At 65.8% G+C, this 19756-nt stretch carries 18 protein-coding genes; 12 read left to right on the top strand and 6 right to left on the bottom strand.

Annotated elements, in window-relative coordinates:
- Positions 1-70 precede the first annotated feature (70 nt).
- The gene (locus CAL19_RS17150; RefSeq protein ID WP_038852138.1) at positions 71-841 is read left to right on the top strand and encodes a class II aldolase/adducin family protein; all 771 of its coding nucleotides are present in this window, start codon (positions 71-73) and stop codon (positions 839-841) included.
- Between the two features lie 348 nt (positions 842-1189).
- Here the strand turns inward: CAL19_RS17150 and CAL19_RS17145 are convergent, their stop codons facing one another.
- The 5 genes from CAL19_RS17145 to mobA all read right to left on the bottom strand — a co-directional run bounded on the left by CAL19_RS17145 (position 1190) and on the right by mobA (position 6757).
- Positions 1190-3076 (bottom strand): LTA synthase family protein, encoded by a 1887-nt coding sequence (locus CAL19_RS17145; protein WP_094797504.1) that lies wholly within the window; start codon positions 3074-3076, stop codon positions 1190-1192.
- 50 nt (positions 3077-3126) lie between these two features.
- Complete coding sequence (gene nudC / locus CAL19_RS17140; RefSeq protein WP_026638957.1) at positions 3127-3888, bottom strand: NAD(+) diphosphatase; 762 nt, start codon at positions 3886-3888, stop codon at positions 3127-3129.
- Positions 3889-4317: 429 nt separating this feature from the next.
- Positions 4318-4854, bottom strand: coding sequence for a molybdopterin-guanine dinucleotide biosynthesis protein B (gene mobB / locus CAL19_RS17135; RefSeq protein WP_026638956.1), 537 nt, complete (start codon positions 4852-4854; stop codon positions 4318-4320).
- Positions 4855-4874: 20 nt separating this feature from the next.
- Positions 4875-6167 (bottom strand): molybdopterin molybdotransferase MoeA, encoded by a 1293-nt coding sequence (moeA, locus tag CAL19_RS17130; protein ID WP_094797503.1) that lies wholly within the window; start codon positions 6165-6167, stop codon positions 4875-4877.
- Positions 6164-6757, bottom strand: coding sequence for a molybdenum cofactor guanylyltransferase MobA (mobA, locus tag CAL19_RS17125; protein ID WP_094797502.1), 594 nt, complete (start codon positions 6755-6757; stop codon positions 6164-6166). The genes moeA and mobA overlap by 4 nt, the downstream gene beginning before the upstream one ends.
- Positions 6758-6933: 176 nt before the next feature.
- Between mobA and apbC the strand changes: the two genes are divergently transcribed.
- The 11 genes from apbC to CAL19_RS17065 all read left to right on the top strand — a co-directional run bounded on the left by apbC (position 6934) and on the right by CAL19_RS17065 (position 18610).
- On the top strand, positions 6934-8022 hold the full coding sequence (gene apbC, locus CAL19_RS17120; protein WP_094797501.1) for an iron-sulfur cluster carrier protein ApbC: 1089 nt from the start codon (positions 6934-6936) through the stop codon (positions 8020-8022).
- An 8-nt stretch (positions 8023-8030) separates the two neighbouring features.
- Positions 8031-8591 (top strand): DUF3305 domain-containing protein, encoded by a 561-nt coding sequence (locus CAL19_RS17115; protein ID WP_094797500.1) that lies wholly within the window; start codon positions 8031-8033, stop codon positions 8589-8591.
- Positions 8588-9262 (top strand): DUF3306 domain-containing protein, encoded by a 675-nt coding sequence (locus tag CAL19_RS17110; RefSeq protein WP_094797499.1) that lies wholly within the window; start codon positions 8588-8590, stop codon positions 9260-9262. Before CAL19_RS17115 ends, CAL19_RS17110 begins: the two co-directional genes overlap by 4 nt.
- A gap of 39 nt (positions 9263-9301) precedes the next feature.
- Positions 9302-11398, top strand: coding sequence for a 4Fe-4S binding protein (locus tag CAL19_RS17105; RefSeq protein ID WP_094797498.1), 2097 nt, complete (start codon positions 9302-9304; stop codon positions 11396-11398).
- Positions 11395-12018 carry a TorD/DmsD family molecular chaperone gene (locus tag CAL19_RS17100; RefSeq protein ID WP_094797497.1) on the top strand — a complete coding sequence of 208 codons (624 nt, stop codon included), beginning with the start codon at positions 11395-11397 and terminating at the stop codon, positions 12016-12018. The genes CAL19_RS17105 and CAL19_RS17100 overlap by 4 nt, the downstream gene beginning before the upstream one ends.
- 330 nt (positions 12019-12348) lie before the next feature.
- A complete protein-coding gene (locus tag CAL19_RS17090) occupies positions 12349-15315 on the top strand; it encodes a formate dehydrogenase subunit alpha (protein WP_026638949.1) in 2967 nt (988 codons plus the stop codon).
- Positions 15316-15326: 11 nt separating this feature from the next.
- Positions 15327-15956, top strand: a complete 630-nt coding sequence (gene fdh3B, locus CAL19_RS17085) for a formate dehydrogenase FDH3 subunit beta (RefSeq protein WP_026638948.1) — start codon at positions 15327-15329, stop codon at positions 15954-15956.
- Complete coding sequence (locus tag CAL19_RS17080) at positions 15953-16180, top strand: hypothetical protein (protein ID WP_038852136.1); 228 nt, start codon at positions 15953-15955, stop codon at positions 16178-16180. The genes fdh3B and CAL19_RS17080 overlap by 4 nt, the downstream gene beginning before the upstream one ends.
- Positions 16181-16192: 12 nt before the next feature.
- Positions 16193-17353 carry a formate dehydrogenase subunit gamma gene (locus tag CAL19_RS17075; RefSeq protein ID WP_026638946.1) on the top strand — a complete coding sequence of 387 codons (1161 nt, stop codon included), beginning with the start codon at positions 16193-16195 and terminating at the stop codon, positions 17351-17353.
- 13 nt (positions 17354-17366) lie between these two features.
- Positions 17367-17747: a hypothetical protein gene (locus CAL19_RS17070; RefSeq protein ID WP_094797496.1), complete on the top strand. Its 381-nt coding sequence runs from the start codon at positions 17367-17369 to the stop codon at positions 17745-17747.
- Complete coding sequence (locus CAL19_RS17065) at positions 17744-18610, top strand: formate dehydrogenase accessory sulfurtransferase FdhD (RefSeq protein ID WP_094797495.1); 867 nt, start codon at positions 17744-17746, stop codon at positions 18608-18610. The genes CAL19_RS17070 and CAL19_RS17065 overlap by 4 nt, the downstream gene beginning before the upstream one ends.
- On the opposite strand, the gene CAL19_RS17060 is transcribed toward CAL19_RS17065, so the two are convergent.
- Positions 18607-19734: a substrate-binding domain-containing protein gene (locus CAL19_RS17060; protein WP_094797494.1), complete on the bottom strand. Its 1128-nt coding sequence runs from the start codon at positions 19732-19734 to the stop codon at positions 18607-18609. The two genes, CAL19_RS17065 and CAL19_RS17060, sit on opposite strands and share 4 nt — an antisense overlap.
- Positions 19735-19756: the final 22 nt, after the last annotated feature.

The raw sequence follows: 19756 nt of genomic DNA, 5'->3' as shown, positions 1-19756 counted from the left end.
ATCGGTAGTCAGAGAGCAGCGCATGTCGCGCCGCGAGCAGTCCCGCCTTTCGTTGCGAAGGAGACATCGCATGAATGAAGATCTGACCATGGACGTGAAGTCCGCCGTTTCGGCCCAGGAATGGGAAACCCGCGTCGAGCTTGCGGCCGCATACCGGCTGATGCCGCTGTATGGCATGAGCGACCTGATTTATAACCACATTACGGCGCGCATTCCCGGCGAGGCCGATCGCCTGCTCATCAACCCCTATGGGTACCTGTACGAAGAGATCACCGCATCCAGCCTGATCACCATCAACCTGGCTGGCGACGTTCTGCTCAATCCGCACAAGGACTACGGCGTGAATCCGGCCGGGTACGTCATCCACAGCGCCGTGCACGGCGCGCGGCGCGACGCGCACTGTGTCATCCATACGCACAGCCGCGCCGGCATGGCGGTATCGGCGCTCAAGTGCGGGTTGCTGCCCCTGACACAAACCGCCATGCGCTTCGCCAGCATTGCCTACCATGACTTTGAAGGTCCGGCCATCGACACCGAGGAACGCGAACGCCTGGTGCGCGACCTGGGCAGCCGCGATTCGATGATCCTGCGCAACCATGGACTGCTGGTCACGGGCGCCGACATCCCGCAGGCGTTCAACACCATCTACTGGCTGGAGATGGCCTGCCGCGCGCAGGTCGATGCCATGGCATGCAACACCGAGCTGAATATCCCCGATCCCGATGTCGTCGCCAAGACCGAGCATCTGTACAAGCCCGAGGTGCGACGCCCGCACGGCATTCTCGAATGGCCCGCCATGCTGCGCATGCTCAACCGGCGCGATCCGTCGTATCGCACCTGATGCATCGGTACGCTGCATAGGTGTCTGACACCCGTTGGGAGTCAGACACCGGGGCGGGGTAGGCCAGGAGTGGATGTGGTGTTTCTTGGCGTGGGTGTCTGACACCCGTTGGGAGTCAGACACCTGGGCGGGGGGGGCCAGGAGCGGAGGGTGGTGTTTCTTGGCGTGGGTGTCTGACACCCGTTGGGAGTCAGACACCTAGCAGGGTAGGCCCGGAGCGGAGGTTGGTGCTTTTTGGTGTAGGTGTCTGACTCCCGAAGGGTGTCAGACACCTTGGCATTCTTGCCGGCCTGTTGGCTCTTTCCCGTCTCCGGTGAAGCGCGCGCCGTTGCGTAAAGGTCCCGCCACTCAGGCAGCAGGCGGCAAGCAATACCGCTCTTCGCGATAGGCCCAGCTGGGCCACAGCGCATGAGCCAGCGCCTCTTCGGCCAGGGCTTGGTCCACTTCGACTGCCGCGCAGTGATCAGGCATTTGGTAGCGGAACTGCACCGGCGCCTTGCCCGGCAGCAGTACCAGCAGGTCATCGCCCTTCAAATAACCATAGTGGCTTTCGTATTGCATGATCGCGCGGTTGGGAATGCTGCGGGTCAGGTCATGGCCGAGCATCGGGTGTGCGCAGGTTACGCCGGCCAGCGACAGCAGCGTGGGCGGCAAGTCAATCTGGCTGATGATGCCGTCTTCGCGGCGCGGCGCGATACCGCCGCCCAGGATCACCGCCGGAATATGAAAATGGCGCACCGGTATCAGCGTGTCGCCGAACACGCGCGAATCGTGGTCGGCCACCACCAGGAACACGGTGTTTTCCCAGTACGGCGCCTGGCGCGCCCACTCGAAGAACTGCCCCAGCGCCCAGTCGGCGTAGCGCACCGTGTTTTCTACCGTGGCGGGGTTGCCGTCGACCTGGATGCGCCCCGCGGGGTATTCCCAGGGCGAATGATTCGACACGCTGAAGGCCAGCGTAAACGTAGGCTGATCGCCATCGGCGCGCAGGCGCGCGTCCAGCTGCGTGAACATGTCTTCGTCCGACGCGCCCCAGGTGCCTACGAACGCCGGGTTTTTGAAGTCCGGCAGGTCGATGATTTCGTCGAAACCATTGCCCAGGAAGAAGGCCTTCATGTTATCGAAGTGCGACTCGCCGCCGTAGATGAAGCGCGAACGATATCCCTGGCGCCCCAGGCCATCGGCCAGCGTAAAGAACCCGCGCTGCGCCGCAGGCAGCTTGAGCACGGCCTGCGCCGGTGTTGGCAGGAAGCCTGCCGTTACCGCTTCCAGGCCGCGCACGGAACGCGTGCCGGTGGCGTAGGCCCGCGCAAACGCCCAACCCTCGCGTGCCAGGGCGTCCAGGTGCGGGGTGAGGTTGGCGCCGCCCAGCGCGGCGCTGTACTGCGCCCCCAGGCTTTCTTCCAGAATGATCACGATATTGGCGGGCCGCCCGCGCGACCGCGTCGGCTCCTGGCGATGCACGCTGGGGTGCGTGGCCACCGTGGGCGGAACGGGCAGGCCCGCGCACGACAGCACGATGTCGTGCATGCGGTCGCCCGGCATGCGGCCGTACACGGCAGCGGCGGATTTCTCGTTCTTCATGCTGTACACGGCGTAGAACACGTTGTACAGCGAGTTCAGCGGCAGCGTATTCAACATGCCGTCGTTGCAATACGCCACGGTGGACGGATTGATGGGACGATGGCCCAGCGTGCCGCGTATGGCCAGAATTACCGCGGCAAGCGCGCCCAGGCTGCCCAGCGCCATCTGCCACCACGCCCAGCGCGCGTCGGGCAGCGGCTCGCCGAACAACGCGTGCCCCACGGCAATGAGCGCCGCCACAGATACGACGGCAGCGGCCAGTTCGAGCTTGTAGCCGCGCCACAGCATGCCCGATACTTCGCGCGGATGCTTCAGGTATTCCACGAACAGGCGGTTGGGCCGGGTGTCGTACTCGGTGATGAAGGCCGGGGTGGCGACTTCCAGAAAACCCAGCAGGACCCAGCACACCTGTAGCCAGATGCTGGTGGCCGCGGCGGCCTGGGGCAGATGCCCCAGCCAGGGCGACAGCACCGCCGGCAGGGCGGCCAATACCGCGATCTGGTGCGTGTCGATACGCAGCCCGCCCAGCAGTATGGGACGCAGGCCGCCGGCTTTTTGGACGCGTCGCCATTGCCAGGCGGAAAGCGCCAGGCGGCTCAGGGTCAGCAACGCGTAGGCCGCGCCGATAAAGAGAAGTGTGGAATGTCGCATAGGATCCGGCATGCACCGGTACACGGGTACCGGCACAAGGCGGTGCAGAGTCAGGTACAGGCGCCGGCCGGAAGATTTGCGCGCACCAGGCGGCCAGCGATGGATTCGCGCATGGGGATCTGGGGCAGGGCATCGCCCGGCCCGTACCAATTCGCTTCGGCGATCTCGTCGGCCTGCAGGCGGATTTCTCCGCCCGCGTATTCAGCGGTAAAGGCGATCATCAGCGAATGGGGAAACGGCCACGACTGACTGCCGAAATAGCGCAGGTTGTCTACTGCAAGCCCTACCTCTTCCATGACTTCACGATGGATCGCGTCTTCGATGCTTTCGCCGGGCTCGACAAAACCGGCCAGGGCGGTATGGCGCGCCGTGGCATAGGTGGCATGGCGGGCAAGCAGGATGCTGTCGCCCTTGCGCACCAGCACCATCATCGCGGGCGATATGCGGGGGTAGGCCGACATGCCGCAGGCAGGGCAGCGCATGCAGAACTCGTGGCCGGCCGGCTGCATGGGCGTGGCGCATACGCCGCAGTACCGATGTGTACGGGCCCATTCGCAAATCTGGAATGCGCGGCCGGCCAGCGCCGCGTGTTCGCCCAGTTCCGACAGCAGCCCACGCAGGCTGCGAAACGCGTACCCCGGGGGCGCTTCGGACGTCGCCGGTACATGCGTGGTACGGATAGAGGGGTCGTCCAGCCAAACCTGTTGCAAGGCGCCAGGCTGCAGGCCCAGCAATGCGCAGGCGCTGGCATCGGGCAAGGCGATGCCGGCTTCGTGGACCAGCAGCTCATTACCACGAAAAATGAAATTCAAGGGTGCTTCCTTACGAAGTGTCCGGTCGGATGTCGATCGCAGCGCGTAATTTAATGCCAGATCGGGCACGCTTCGCTATTGGGATAACCCCAGTCGGTTACCAAGTGTCAACGAGGCGGCTTCAGGTATCTGTAAGGGGGGTGTCTGACACCCTTCGGGAGTCAGACACCTTTGCCGTTGCGTTGGCCACGTCATTTCGGCATCGTGCTGGGCATCGGCGGTGTCTGACACCCTTTGGGAGTCAGACACCTTTGCTGTTGCGTCGGTGATGTCATTCCGGCATCGCGCTTGGCGTTGGCGGTGTCTGACACCCTTCGGGAGTCAGACACCTTTACCGTTGCGTTGGCCGCGTCATTCCGGCATCGCGCTTGGCATGTGTGGTGTCTGACTCCCGAAGGGTGTCAGACACCTATCCGGCCGCGCCGGCGGTCAAACCGGCTGGGCGCCGAGCCGTTCCACGGCCAGGGGCAGCGGCCAGGCCAGTGAAACCACAAGGTCGGCCACGGCTTCGCAGTCGTCCAGCGATACCCACGGCAGCGCGGCGCCCGTTGGTTTGATGTCGCTGGCGATAGCGCCGATGCTGGGGTCATCGGGGTAAAGCCACGGTTTGCCGTTGGCCTGGCGATGGACTTCGATTTTGATGTGGGCGTTGCGCTTGAAGCCTTCGACCAGGATGAAGTCCACAGGGCTCATGGCGCCCAGCAACTCGCCCAGCTCCGGTTCGGTGGCGCCGCGCAATTCATGCATCAGCGCCCAGCGCGCCGACGAGGCTACCAGCACTTCGGTGGCGCCGGCTTCCCGGTGGCGATAGGAATCCTTGCCCGGCGTATCGATGTCGAAGGCGTGATGGGCGTGCTTCAGCGTCGATACGCTGTAGCCGCGCGCCTTCAGGCACGGTATCAGCTTGGTGAGCAGCGAGGTCTTGCCCGCGCCGCTCCAGCCGGCAAAGCCGATGATCCGGGTCATGCGGGGCTCGTGCATGGCGTTCAAAGCAGGCCCTCGAAAGGCAGTACGTCTACCAGTTCGCCGGCGGCGACATTGCCCTGGTCGTGGTGCAACACCATCAGGCCGTTGGCCTGGCTCATGCTGCGCAGGATGCCCGACCCCTGCGATCCGGTCGTGGCGGCCTGCCAGCCGCCATCGGCAGCCGGCGAGACGATGGCGCGTTGGTATTCGGTGCGGCCCGGCTTCTTGCGTATGGGATGCGCGGCGGCGCAGCGCAGCAGCGGCAGCGGCTGCGGGGTGGCGCCGCCCATGGTGAGCAGCGCGTCGCGCACCAGCGCGTAAAAAGTCACCATGACGGCCACGGGGTTGCCCGGCAGGCCGAACAGGATGGCGTCGCCGTGTTCGGCCTGGATGCGGCCGATAGCCATTGGTCGGCCGGGCCGCATGGCAATGCGCCAGAACAGCACGTCGCCGAGTTGCGCCATGACTGTCTTGGTGTGGTCGGCTTCGCCCACGCTGACCCCGCCCGATGTGATCACCGCGTCCGCGTTCGCCGCCGCAGCGCTGAATGCGTCGGCCAGGGCCTGCGGGTCGTCGCGCACCACGCCCATGTCGATGAGGTCGACTCCCAGGCGCTGCAGCATGCCGTGCAGGGTGTAGCGGTTGCTGTCGTAGACGCAGCCTTCGTCCAGCGGCTCGCCGATGGAGCGCAGTTCGTTGCCCGTGGAAAAGAACGCCACGCGCAGCCGCCGCACGACCGGCACTTCGGCCTGCCCCAGCGAGGCCAGCATGCCGATATCGGCCGGACGCAGCACGCGCCCGGCTGCAAGGGCGGCCTCGCCCTTGGCCAGGTCTTCGCCCGCCAGGCGGCGGTTGTCGCCCGTTTGCACGACGCCCGCCGGAACAACAATGCGGTCGCCCTCCTGGCGCACGAACTCTTGTGGCACGACTGTGTCCAGGCCGGGCGGCATGACCGCGCCGGTCATGATGCGCACGCACTGCCCGGAGGCCGCCTGGCCGGCGTACGGCTCGCCCGCCATGCCGCTGCCCACCACCTGCAAGATGGTGTCGGCGTCCGGCAAAAGCTGGGCGCCCGCGAACGCGTAGCCGTCCATGGCGGAATTGTCGTGCGCCGGCACGTTCAGGGACGAAATGATGTCGCGCGCCAGTACCCGGCCCAGCGCGGAGCGCAAAGGCAGCATTTCCGTGGCGCGCAGGCGGGGCACCAGCTGGTCGATGAAGGCGCGGGCCTGTTCGACCGGCAGGGCGGCCGGATCGTAGCCGCTGATACAAGAGGCGATGGACGCCAGGCTGGGAGGCAAGGGGCGAGTCATATCTGAAGCTGTTGCAGTTCGGCCAGCGTGTTGGCCCCGGCAAAGGCCTGGGCGTCGTCGAAGCTGACTTCGACGCAGCGATGCGTGGCTGTCCAGGCGTCGATCTTGCGCTGGCCGCTTTGCAAGAAGCCGATCAGGCTGGGCAGCAGAGCGCTCTTGAGCAGGCAGAACACCGGCTGTGTGCGCATCTGGCCGTTCTGGAGCGTGGCGGCCATGGCGATGTCTGCGTCATGCTGCGCGAGCCCCTCGGCCAGGCGTTCGACCAGGTCCAGCGGAAAGCGCGGGCAGTCGCACGGCACGGTGACGAGATAGGGCGTTTCGCAGCGTTCCAGCCCCGCCGCCAGGCCGGCCAGCGGGCCGGCGTAGTCGGGCAGCGTATCGGGCCATACCGGCACGCCCATGGCCTCGTAGGCCGACAGGTTGCGGTTGGCGTTGATCATGGTGTGGCCCACCTGTGGCGACAGGCGCAACAGCGCCTGCACGGCCATGGGCATTCCCTGGTAGTTCTGCAGGCCCTTGTCGACACCGCCCATGCGGCTGCCGCGCCCGCCCGCGAGTATCAGGCCCGTGATGTCTGCTTTATCGATCATGGCACGCGATGCAAAAGGCCGCGCTCCACGTCGCGGTCTGGCGGCCAGTATAGACCAGCGGCAACCGGCCTACGCGCTTGCATGCAGGCCCTCATGCGGCGGCGCAAGCCCCTCTGCTAACATGAACCGAGCGGCCGCGGCAGCGGCTTTCTTCTATTTTTTGCGTAAAAGACCCCATGGTCGCCTCAGATACACTAATTCAGGCCTTGCAGGCCGTCATCGACCCCAACACGGGCCGGCCGGTGGCCACGCCCAAAACGGTCAAGAATCTTCAGATCGATGGCGCCGACGTCGCCTTCGATGTCGAACTGGGCTACCCGGCCAAGAGCCAGATCCCGGCGCTGCGCAGCGCCCTGATCGCCGCCGCGCGCGCCGTGCCGGGCGTGGGCAATGTCTCGGTCAACCTGCGTTCGGTCATCGTGGCCCACGCGGCGCAGCGCGGGGTGGCGTTGCTGCCCAACATCAAGAACATCATTGCCGTGGCGTCGGGCAAGGGCGGGGTCGGCAAGAGCACCACCGCCGTCAACCTGGCCCTGGCGCTGGCCGCCGAAGGCGCGCGGGTAGGCGTGCTGGACGCCGACATCTACGGCCCCAGCCAGTCGCTCATGATGGGCATCGACGCCCGTCCGCAAAGCGAAGACGGCACCACCATGGAGCCGCTCGAGAACTACGGCGTGCAGGTCATGTCCATCGGCTTCCTGGTCGATGCCGACGAGGCCATGATCTGGCGCGGGCCCATGGCGGTACAGGCGCTCGAACAACTGCTGCGCCAGACCAACTGGAAAGACCTGGATTACCTGGTCGTCGACATGCCGCCGGGCACGGGCGACATCCACCTGTCGCTCAGCCAGAAGGTGCCGGTGACCGGCGCGGTCGTCATCACCACCCCGCAGGACATCGCCTTGCTCGACGCCCGCAAGGGAGTGAAAATGTTCGAAAAGGTCGGCGTGCCGATCCTGGGCGTGGTCGAGAACATGGCGGTGCATGTCTGTAGCCAGTGCGGTCACGCCGAGCATATATTCGGCGCCGGCGGAGGCAAGAAAATGGCAGCCGACTACAACCTGCCGTACCTGGGCGCATTGCCGCTGGACATCAACATCCGCCTGCAGGCCGACAGCGGCCAGCCCACCGTGGTGGCCGACCCCGATGGCGAGATCGCCGGCATCTATAAATCGGTGGCCCGCCAGGTGGCGGTGGCCATGGCGGGCATGGCCAAAGACCATTCCTCCAAGCTTTCGGCCATTGCGATCAGCCGGGTCAAGTAGGCTTCGCCATGAACGACACCCTTCCCATCAGCCTGGACGTTGCCGTGGTGATGCGCAAAGAGCGCATCACCGGGCCCATGAGCCGCTGGCAGGAATGGCGCTGGGTGCTCGATGACGTCGTGGCCAACGAAGAAACCTTCGGCGACAGCGAACGGCTGCTCTATAAAGACGATGCGCACGAGCGGTGGCTGCACCCCGGCTTCACCGTGCGCCTGTTCAAAGACGACGTCGAAGGCTACGTGCTCAACACCACGACGCCCGCCCCGTGCTGGTTCGTGCTGTGGCGCATGCACGAGCCCGCCGATGGCGGCGAACCGCGCGCGCGGCCCGAAATCGTCACGCTCAGCTATCACGATGCCGGCCGCTGGCTCGATGCCCAGGAAACCGTCGAGCAGGTGCCGGCGCCGCCCATGATCATCGACTGGCTCAACGCCTTCATTGCGCTTTACTACGTGCCCGAGCCCAAGCGGCGCAAGCGCCCCGCCAGCTTCCAGACGCTGCAGGATCGCTTCGGCAATCCCGCCTCGGTGTCCACGATCAAGAAATTCCGTGGCGAAGGCCAGCCATGAACGACGCGGGGCACGACGGTTTCCTGCGCCGCTGGGCGCGGCGCAAGGCACAGGCGCGCGCAGGCACGTCCGAGCACGACGCGCCTGCGCCGGCCGACCCGGCGCAAGACGCCGCGTCTGCTGAGCCGGCCGCCCCTGCCGAAGCCACGCCTGGCGTGTCGACGGCGCCGGAGCAGCGCCCGGCAGACGCCCGCCAAGAGCCGCCGGCCCTGACGCTCGACGACGTGCGGGCCCTGACGCCCGATTCCGATTTCTCGCCGTTCGTTTCCGGGCAGGTGGCGCCCGAAATCAAAAACGCCGCCCTGAAGAAACTGTTCGCCGACCCGCACTTCAACATCATGGACGGGCTGGATGTCTATATTGACGATTATTCGGCCATGGAGCCCATGCCTGCGTCGATGTTGCGTCGGCTGGCCAGCGCGCGCACACTGGCCATGTTCGACGACGACGAGGCCGATGCCGCGCCGGGGTCGCGCGCCGGGCAAGCCGCCGCTGATCCCCCCGACGCGCAAGACACGCAGCCCGCTGCAGGCCCTTCTGACGCGCAGGCCGAGCCGGATGCCCCTGTGCAAGGCGGCGCTGAACCGCCGGCCGGTTCGCGTTCGGTCGAAGAAGGGGTACAGTGCCCTGTCCGGCCGGCCGCCGGCGCCGACCCGGATGTCAACCGGTAAGCGCGCGGGCAGGCTCGACTTCTTTACGCAACAGAACCTATGACCACTCTGATCTGCGATTGCAACCGCACCATGCCGCTGGCGCCCGACGAGCTCGGCCGCGCGCTGGGCGAGCCCCTTGCGCCACATTCCCTGCTGTGCCGCAACCAGGCGGGCGATTTCCAGCAGGCGGTGCGCGGCGCGGGGCCCGTTGTGGTGGCCTGTACGCAAGAACAGCGCCTGTTCGGCGAACTGGGCCGCGCCACCGAGGGCGCCGTGGCGCCGGTGCGGTTTGTCAACATCCGCGAAACCGGCGGCTGGAGCCGCGACGCCGCGCAGGCCATGCCCAAGCTGGCGGCCCTGCTGGCGGCTGCCCATTTGCCCGACCCCGACCCGGTGCCCACGGTTACCTACCAAAGCGCCGGCCGCCTACTGATCATCGGCCCGCTCGACCGCGCCGAGCAGGCCGCGGCGTTGCTCGATGACGCCTTGCAGGTGACATTGTTCGTGCAGAATGCGGGCCGCGATGGCGGCGCCCAGGCGCGCCGCTATCCCGTATTGGCGGGCAGGCTCGACCGGTTGCAGGGCCGATTGGGGGCGTTCGAGCTCACCTGGTCGCAGGACAACCCCATTGACCTGGATCTTTGCACCCGCTGCAACGCATGCCTGACTGCCTGTCCCGAGAACGCCATCGGTTTTGACTACCAAGTCGACACCACGCTGTGCAAGGCGCACCGTGACTGCGTGGCGTCCTGTACGGTGGCAGGCGCCATCGATTTCCAGCGCCCGCCTCGCCAGTTCACCGAGCAATATGATCTGGTGCTCGACCTTGGCGCCACGCCGCAGTTGCGCCGCCATGAGCTGCCGCAGGGCTATTTTGTGTGGGATGGCCGCGACCCCGCCGTCCTGCTCAAGTTGCGCGACATGGTGGGCGAATTCGAAAAGCCCAAGTTTTTCGATTACAAGCAGTCGCTGTGCGCCCATAGCCGCAACGAGACGGTAGGCTGCAGTGCCTGTGTGGATGTCTGTTCGGCAGAAGCCATACGCAGCGACAAGCGCCGCCAGCAGATCGTCGTGGATCCGCACCTGTGTGCGGGCTGCGGCGCATGCACGACGGTGTGCCCGTCGGGGGCCATGTCGTACAGCTACCCGCGCAACCCCGACCAGGCCCGCAAGCTGCGTACGCTGCTGTCCACCTATGCACAGGCGGGCGGGCGCGACGCGGTGTTGCTGCTGCACAGCCAGCAGCACGGCCAGCAGCTTATCGAAACCCTGGGCCGCGCCGCTCAGCTCAAGCTGGCGCACGGCGTGCCGGCCAACGTCATTCCCGTGGCGCTGTGGCATACCGCCAGCCTGGGCGTCGACCTGTGGCTTTCCGCCATCGCCTACGGCGCCGCGCAAGTCGCCGTGCTGGCCACCGACGAAGAGGCGCCGCAGTATTTCGACGCCCTGCAGGCCCAGATGGAATCCGCCCAGGCCATTCTCAACGGATTGGGTTACGAAGGCCGCCATCTGCACTTGCTGCGCGCCGATACGGCCGACGCGCTGGACGCGCATTTGCAGCAACTGGCGCCGCAGGCTCCCGGCGGGCCTGCGCAGGCGGCGCGTTTTGCGGCCGCGCCCGAAAAGCGCGCCACACTCGCCCTGGCGCTGGACCATCTGATCGCCCACGCACCGGGCGCTTTGCCGGAAGCCATCGAATTGCCTGCCGGCGTTCCCGGTACGGGCGCGCCTTTTGGCGCGGTTGCAGTCGATGCCCAGTCCTGTACCCTGTGCATGAGCTGCGTCAGCGCCTGTCCGGCCAACGCGCTGCAAGACAACCCTCAGCTGCCGCAGTTGCGATTCATAGAAAAGAACTGCGTTCAGTGCGGTCTTTGCGAAAAAACCTGCCCCGAAAATGCGATCCGGCTGGTGCCGCGCCTGCTCTTGTCCGAGCGTCGCAAAGAAGCTGTGGTGCTCAATGAAACGCAGCCGTTCCATTGCGTGCGCTGCGGCAATGCCTTCGGCACGCAAAAAGGCGTAGGCGCCATGCTGCAGCGCCTGCAGGGCCACGCCATGTTCCAGGGCGCCGCGCTCGAGCGCCTGAAAATGTGCGGCGACTGCCGCGTGATCGACCTGTACTCAGCGTCCGACGAAGTCCGGATCACCGACCTATGAACGCTTCCGCTCCGCCTGTTGCCATGCCCTCCGCCGGGCTCGACGAAGACGTCGCCCGCGGCGAAATCTACGGCCTGCTTGCGCACCTTTATTACGCCGCGCCGGGCGCCGACTTGCTGGCGACCCTGCGCGACGCCGCCCCGGCTACGCCCGGCAGCCTGCTCGAAGTGTCCTGGAACGCCCTGGCGGCGGCCGCGCGCGACCTCGACGCGGCTGCCATACAGGCTGAATATGACGCCCTGTACGGCGGTGTCGGCAAGCCGGAAATCTATCTGTTCGGCTCGCATTACCTGGCGGGCTTCCTGAACGAAAAACCCTTGGTGCGGCTGCGCGACGACCTGGCCGCCCTGGGGCTGGAGCGCGACCCCGCCATGCCGGAAACCGAAGACCACGTCGCCTACCTTTGCGAAGTCATGCGCTGGCTCATTACCGGGCCGGACGCCGCGGTGGCCAACCTGACGCAGCAAAGTGCTTTTTTCCGGGCGCACCTTCAGCCATGGGTTGGCGATTTGTGCGATGCAATAACGATGCATCCCGCGGCGCGCTTCTATGCGCACGCAGCCGATTTCACGCGTGATTTCATGCACGTAGAGGCCCAGGGCTTCGACATGCTCGCCTGAGCGAGCGCACTGATTCTTAATTCGCATCCGTGGCGGCGAAATTGCCCCAGGGCAAGGTACAGGGTACAGTATGCAAAGCATTTCATATCTCGCTGGTCCAGAGGAGACAGACATGTCCAAGACCTCCCCACGACTCTCACGCCGGGCGTTTCTGGCTGGCGCCGCGACGGCCGGCGCAGCCGTAGCGGGCGCGGCCGCCCTGCCTGGAGCGGCTACGCAGCCGCAACCTGCGGCCGCCACGCCTACGCCGCCAGAGCGGGGCGGCGGCTATCGCTTAAGCGAACACGTCAAGCGGTACTACAAAACCACGCTCGTCTGACGGAGTCCGGCATGCTGCTTACCAAAAAAACCGCTGCCGCACGGGATACCGCGGCCGAAACCCAATTCATGCACAGCCTGCGCCGCGGCATGTCGCAGGCGCTGCCCACCATGGATCGCCGCACCTTCCTGCGCCGTTCGGGCATAGGCGTGGGCGCCGGCCTGGCCGCCGCGCCGCTGGCCCTTGTGAAGCCCGCGCGGGCCGCCGAAGACCGCAAGGTGCCGGTCGGCAATACCAAGACCAGCGTGTATCGCACCGTTTGTACGCACTGTTCGGTGGGCTGTGCGATCGACGCGGTGGTCGAGAATGGCGTGTGGGTGCGCCAGGAACCCGTCTTCGATTCGCCCATCAACCTGGGCGCGCACTGCGCCAAGGGCGCCGCCGTGCGCGAGCACGGCCACGGCGAACATCGCCTGCGCTATCCCATGAAGCTCGTCAACGGCAAGTACCAACGCATCAGTTGGGACACCGCCCTGACCGAGATTTCAGAACGGCTCATGCAGCTGCGCAAGGAAAGCGGCCCGGATTCCATTTACTGGATCGGCTCGTCCAAGCACAGCAACGAGCAGTCGTACCTGCTGCGTAAGTTCGTCAGCTATTGGGGCAGCAACAACTGCGACCACCAGGCTCGCATCTGCCACTCGACCACGGTGGCCGGCGTGGCCAATACGTGGGGCTATGGCGCCATGACCAACTCGTACAACGACATGCAGAATGCCAAGGTCGCCATGTACATCGGGTCCAACGCCGCCGAAGCCCACCCCGTTTCCATGCTGCACATGCTGCATGCCAAGGAATCGGGCTGCAAGATGATTGTCGTGGATCCGCGCTTTACCCGTACGGCGGCCAAGGCCGACCAATACGTGCGCATCCGCTCGGGCACCGACATCCCGTTTCTGTTCGGCCTGCTGTATCACATCTTCAAGAACGGCTGGGAAGACCAGGCCTATATCGATGCGCGGGTCTATGGCATGGACAAGGTCAAGGCCGACGTCCTGGCCAAGTGGACGCCCGACAAAGTCGAAGAGGCCTGTGGCGTTGACGAAGCCACCATGTTCAGCGTGGCCAAGGCGCTGCACGAGAACCGCCCGGGCACCGTGGTGTGGTGCATGGGACAGACGCAGCACAGTATCGGCAACGCCATGGTGCGCGCCTCGTGCATCCTGCAACTGGCGCTGGGCAACATCGGCCGTTCCGGCGGTGGCGCCAACATCTTCCGCGGCCACGACAACGTGCAAGGCGCCACCGACGTGGGGCCCAACCCGGACTCCCTGCCTGGCTACTATGGCCTGACCGAAGGTTCGTGGAAGCACTTCGCCGACGCGTGGGGCGTCGACTACGAATGGATCAAGAGCCGGTACGCCTCGCCCGACCTGATGACCAAGCCGGGCATCACCGTGTCGCGCTGGATCGATGGCGTGCTCGAGAACCCCGACGTCATCGACCAGCCCACCAACCTGCGCGCGGTGTTCTACTGGGGGCACGCGCCCAACTCGCAGACGCGCGGCCTCGAAATGAAGCGCGCCATGGACAAGCTCGACCTGCTGGTGGTGGTCGACCCGTATCCGTCGGCCACCGCGGCCATGGCTGCCATGCCGGGCAAGCCCGAAGACCTCAACCCCAACCGGGCGGTCTATCTGTTGCCGGCGGCCACGCAGTTCGAAACCAGCGGCTCCTGTACCGCGTCGAACCGCTCGCTGCAATGGCGCGAGCGCGTCATCGAGCCTCTGTGGGAAAGCCGCACCGACCACATGATCATGTACCAGCTGGCCGAAAAGCTGGGCTTCGGACAAGAGTTCGTCAAGAACTACAAAATGCAGAAGGTCAAGGGCATGGACGAGCCCGTGATCGAAGACGTGCTGCGTGAAATCAACCGGTGCGTCTGGACCATCGGCTACACGGGTCAGAGCCCCGAGCGCCTGAAGGCGCACATGCGCAACATGCATGTGTTCGACGTCAAGACCCTGCGCGCCAAGGGCGGCAAAGACCCCGAAACGGGCTATGACCTTACCGGCGATTACTTCGGGCTGCCCTGGCCGTGCTGGGGCAACCCCGAACTCAAGCATCCCGGCACCGCCAACCTGTACGACACCAGCCTGCACGTCATGCGCGGCGGCGGCAACTTCCGCGCCAACTTCGGCGTAGAGCGCGACGGCGAAAACCTGCTGGCCGAAGACGGCTCGCATTCGCTGGGCGCGGACCTGACCACCGGCTACCCCGAGTTCGACCATATCCTGCTCAAGAAGCTGGGATGGTGGAACGAACTGTCCGACGCCGAAAAGAAGGCGGCCGAAGGCAAGAACTGGAAAACCGACCCGTCGGGCGGCATTATCCGTGTGACGATGCAGAACCACGGGTGCTATCCGTTCGGCAACGCCAAGGCGCGGGCCGTGGTCTGGAACTTCCCCGACCCCATTCCGCAGCACCGCGAGCCCATCTACGGCACGCGGCCGGACCTGGTCGCCAAGTATCCGTCGCACGACGACCTCAAGACGTTCTGGCGCCTGCCCACGCTGTACACATCGCTGCAGCAAAAGAACGTGGCCGACCGGCTCTACGAGAAGTTCCCCATCATTCTCACGTCGGGCCGCCTGGTCGAATACGAAGGCGGTGGCGACGAAACGCGCTCCAACCCGTGGCTGGCCGAGCTGCAACAACAGAGCTTTGTTGAAATCAACCCCAAGGCGGCGGCAGAGCGGGGCATCCGCAACGGCGACCGCGTGTGGGTCAGCACGCCTACTGGCGCGCGGCTGAACGTGCAGGCCCTGGTTACCGAGCGCGTGGGTCCGGATACCGCCTTCATGCCGTTTCACTTCGCGGGCCACTGGCAAGGGGCCGACCTGCTGTCGAGCTACCCCGAAGGCGCGGCGCCCGTGGTGCGCGGCGAAGCGGTCAATACCGCCACCACCTATGGTTATGACTCTGTGACGATGATGCAGGAAACCAAGACCACCATCTGCAACATTGCGAAGGCCTGAGGAGACGCGTCATGGCAAGAATGAAATTTGTGTGTGATGCAGAACGCTGTATCGAATGCAACAGCTGCGTCACCGCCTGCAAGAACGAACACGAGATCCCATGGGGCGTGAACCGCCGTCGCGTGGTCACCCTGAACGATGGCGTGCCTGGCGAAAAATCGATCTCGGTGGCCTGTATGCACTGCAGCGACGCGCCCTGCATGGCGGTGTGTCCGGTCAATTGCTTCTACCACACCGAAGAAGGCCTGGTGCTGCATAACAAAGACACCTGCATCGGCTGCGGCTATTGCTCGTACGCCTGTCCGTTCGGCGCGCCGCAGTTCCCCTCGCAGGGCACCTTCGGCGTGCGCGGCAAGATGGACAAGTGCACCTTCTGCGCGGGCGGTCCCGAAGAGCACGGCAGCGAAGCCGAATTCGAAAAGTACGGACGCAACCGCCTGGCCGAGGGCAAGCTGCCCGCCTGTGCCGAAATGTGTTCCACCAAGGCGCTGCTGGCCGGCGATGGCGATGTGGTCGCGGATATCTTCCGTACCCGCGTGGTCACGCGCGGCAAGGGCGCGGAAGTCTGGGGCTGGGGCACGGCCTATGGGTCGCAACAGGCGGGCCAGCCGCCCGCCGCAGACGCAAAGGGCAAATCATGATGACGCGCATAGCCTACGCAGGGCTGCTGGCACTGGCGCTGGCGGCGTGTTCCGAACCCTCGCAAGAAGTGCGCTCCGGCACCAATACGGGCGAGCCCCTGTATGCAGGAACCGGAAGCAATTTCGTCGCGCCGGGCTGGAAGCCCGGCGATAAAGCCAGTTGGTCGCGTGAGCTCAACCTGCGCACGCAGCGCGGGCAGAACGAGTACAACAAAGTCAACTGACCGGAGGCTGCCATGGTACGGTCAATCTTCGCGGCAATCCTGATCGGCGCGGCCCTGGCGGCGCCGGCGGCGGCACAGACTGCCGCGCCGGCCGACGGCGGCCTGGGCGGCATCAAGAGCGCCAATATTTTCGAGGTCAAGCCCGACGCGGCCGAGCTGCCGGGCTACGCCGAACAGACCAACGCGCAGCGTGCCCAGGTACAGCCCGGCAACAATGCCCCCATGTGGCGCCAGGTCAACTCCGGCGAGCCGGGCTACAGCAGCCTGCCGCGCACGCAGGCCCCGGAAGCCGGCGTGCTGATCCAGCGCTTCGTGCAGTATCCCGGGTCGCTGTACACCAACGCGGGCGAGGCCTGGCGCCAGGTGCGCAATCACTGGATCATTCCCTATGGCGGCGGGTTGCTGCTGATCGCCCTGGTGGCGATCCTGCTGTTCTACCTGGCCAAGGGCTCCATCAAGCTGCGCGAGGCCGAGACCGGCCGCAAGATCGAGCGCTTTACCTACTTCGAGCGGGCGGCCCACTGGGTCAATGCGGCGGCATTCGTCATCCTGGCGTTGTCCGGCATCGTCATGGCCTTTGGCAGGCACATCATGCTGCCCTGGATGGGCAGCGCCTTGTTCGGCTGGCTGACGTGGGTGCTCAAGACGGTGCACAACTTTGTCGGACCGGTGTTTGCGGTGTCGCTGGCGGTGGTGCTGCTTACCTTCGTCAAAGACAACATATTCCGCCGCTACGACTGGACGTGGCTGCGCAAGGGCGGCGGCCTGCTGCGGTCGCAGCACGTGCCGGCCGGGCGCTTCAACGCGGGCGAGAAGCTGATGTTCTGGTTCGGTATGCTGGCGCTGGGCATCATCGTCGTGGCCTCGGGCCTGTTCCTTGATCGCGTGATTCCGGGCAGCCTGGTGTACACCCGTGGCAACATGCAGATCGCCCACATGGTGCATGCCGTGTCGGTCATCCTGATGATGTGCATGATCATGGGCCACATCTACCTGGGCACGATAGGCATGCAGGGCGCCTACAAGGCCATGAAAACCGGCTACGTTGACGAGACCTGGGCCCGCGAGCACCATGACGTCTGGTACGAAGACATCAAGGCGGGCAAGATCCCGGCCCAGCGCACGCGTCCCAAGAGCGCCAAGCGCCAGGGCGCTCGCCCGGCCGGCGCCTGATAAGGAGTACGCCATGAAACTGCTTGCCGCATTTTCTCTTACCCTGCTTGCCGCCACCGCGCAGGCGGCGTTGCCACAGCCCACTGCCGCCGAACAGGCCAAGGCCGCAGAAGCCAAGGCGCGCGCCGCCTGGACCGCAAAGGTGGCGGCCTACCAGTTGTGCGAAGCGCAAGACCGGGTGGCCGCAGAGTATCTGTCCCGCGTCCAGGGCGCCGGCAAGAAGCCTGTGCAGCCCGTGCCTACCTCGGCCTGCGTGGACCCGGGGCCTTTTGTGTACGCGCCGGCGTCCGTGCAGCCGCGCGAAGGGTCCGGCGCGCATTCTCCGGCAGAGCCGGCCGCCGGTCCGCCCAGTTCGCCGCAGACCGAGGCCGAAGGCGACAAGTCGTCCAAGTGAGCACAGCACGCGCTGCATCGCTGCCGGCCCTGACGCAGGCGCGCGCGCCGCTTACCCGCGAAGTCACTGTCGTCAACGAGCACGGCGCGTCAGAAGTCATCTCGATTCCGGCCGAGCGGCCGTTGACGATCTACGTCGACCGCCGCGAACTCGTCACCCTGATGACGCTGGGCGCAATGCCCGAGCTGCTGGTGCTAGGCTATTTGCGCAACCAGCGGTTGATCCGCGACGTGCACGAAGTCGAATCCATTATGGTCGACTGGGAGGTCAACGCCGCGTCCGTCGTCACCCGCCACGGCATCGCGGATATCGAGGCCCGTACGGCCCAGCGTGTAGTCACCACGGGCTGCGGGCAGGGCAGCGTGTTCGGCGGCCTGATGGAAGAGCTCGACCAGGTGCGGCTGGACCCGGACGCCCGCCTGACGCAGGCGCAGTTGTATGGCCTGCTCAACGCTATTCGCCTGCAGGAAACCACTTACAAGTCGGCGGGGTCGGTGCATGGTTGCGCGCTGTTTCGCGACGAGACGATGCTGATGTTCGTGGAAGACGTAGGCCGCCACAACGCCATTGACACCCTGGCCGGCTGGATGTGGCTGCAGCCGCCCGCGCAGCAGGGCGGCGCCGACAAGGTGTTCTACACCACCGGCCGGCTGACCAGCGAGATGATCATGAAATCGGCGCAGATGGGCGTGCCCGTCGTGGTGTCTCGCAGCGGCATTACACAAATGGGTTACGAGCTCGCGCGCGGCCTGGGCCTGTGCGCCATCGGCAGGGCCGTGAACCGGCATTTCGTGTGCTACACAGCGCCCGAGCGGCTGGTGTTGCAGCCCGAGCTGGCGGCCTCGCGCCTGGCCGCGACCTAGCGCGGGCCGCCGCGCCCGCCGCGTGCGGGCGGCTTGGGCGGGAAGCTCCACCATGGCAGCACGCGCCGCAACGACAGCACCTGTCCGCTCTGCGCCGGCGCGTATCCCGGCATGCGCGCCAGCGCGGCCTGCCAGGCCGCGCTGCGCAGCACGTCCAGCAGGGCGCGCGTAGACGGCAGGTCCAGCGTTGATTTCAAGCACACCAGAAAATAGCTTTCCTGCACCAGCGGCAAGAAGTCCAGATGGTGCTGCCGCGCCGCCGACTCGATGCCCAGGCCCGCGTCGGCCGTGCCCGCCGCAATCGCATGGGCCACTGCAGTGTGGGACGGCTCGGTGCGCGCATAGCCCGCGACATCGGCCGATGCCAGGCCTGCCTGCTCCAGCAATTCGTCGAACAGCACGCGGGTGCCCGTGCCCAGCGCCCGGTTTACATACCGTGTTCCAGGCCGCAGCAGGTCTGCCAGCGTGCGCAGGCCTAACGGATTGCCGCGCGCCACGATCAGGCCCTGGCTGCGCTGTGCAAAGCCGATGATCTTGTGCATTCCGGGCTTGAGCAACGGCTTGTAGATGCGCTCGGTCAGCGAGCCGGGCACCGGATCGTTGCGAGTATGAAACCCCGCGATCACGCAACGCCCCTCGTTCAGGCCGCGGATGGCATCGACGCTGCCGGTATAGCGGATGTCCAGATAGAGCTTCGCGCTGGAAACCGCGTGGTCGCGCAGCGCCCCCAGCGCGTCGTCGTGGCTGGCGTATAGCGGCACGACATGCGCAGCGTCGTCGAACGCCACCGCAAAGGCGCGTTCCAGGTCGGCGCGCAGCGCGTTGATCTGCGGAGCCAGCCGAGCCTGCGCCTGCCGTTCGGCCCACAGCAGTTTTTCGCCGAACTCATTCAGGCGCGCGGGCTGGCCCTTGTCCCAGACGATCAGGGTGCGGCCCAGGGTCTGTTCCCATTTCTTGAGTTCGCCCCACACGTGCCGGTACGACAGGCCCAGCGCCTTGGCAGCGGCCGATATCGAGCCGTGCTGTCGCACAGCAAACAGAAGGTCCATCAGCGCATTGCCGATGGTGGCCGGGGCGGCGTCACTGTCGGCGCCGAGCTGGTAGGTAAGGTCGATACGATGCACGTTCGCGAGTATGCCCTAAGCG

Source organism: Bordetella genomosp. 7 (genome assembly GCF_002261265.1).
Taxonomy (GTDB): Bacteria; Pseudomonadota; Gammaproteobacteria; order Burkholderiales; family Burkholderiaceae_B; genus Bordetella_A.
The sequence above is the reverse complement of the archived record's forward strand: the minus strand, read 5'-3'. Positions and strand labels throughout refer to the sequence as shown.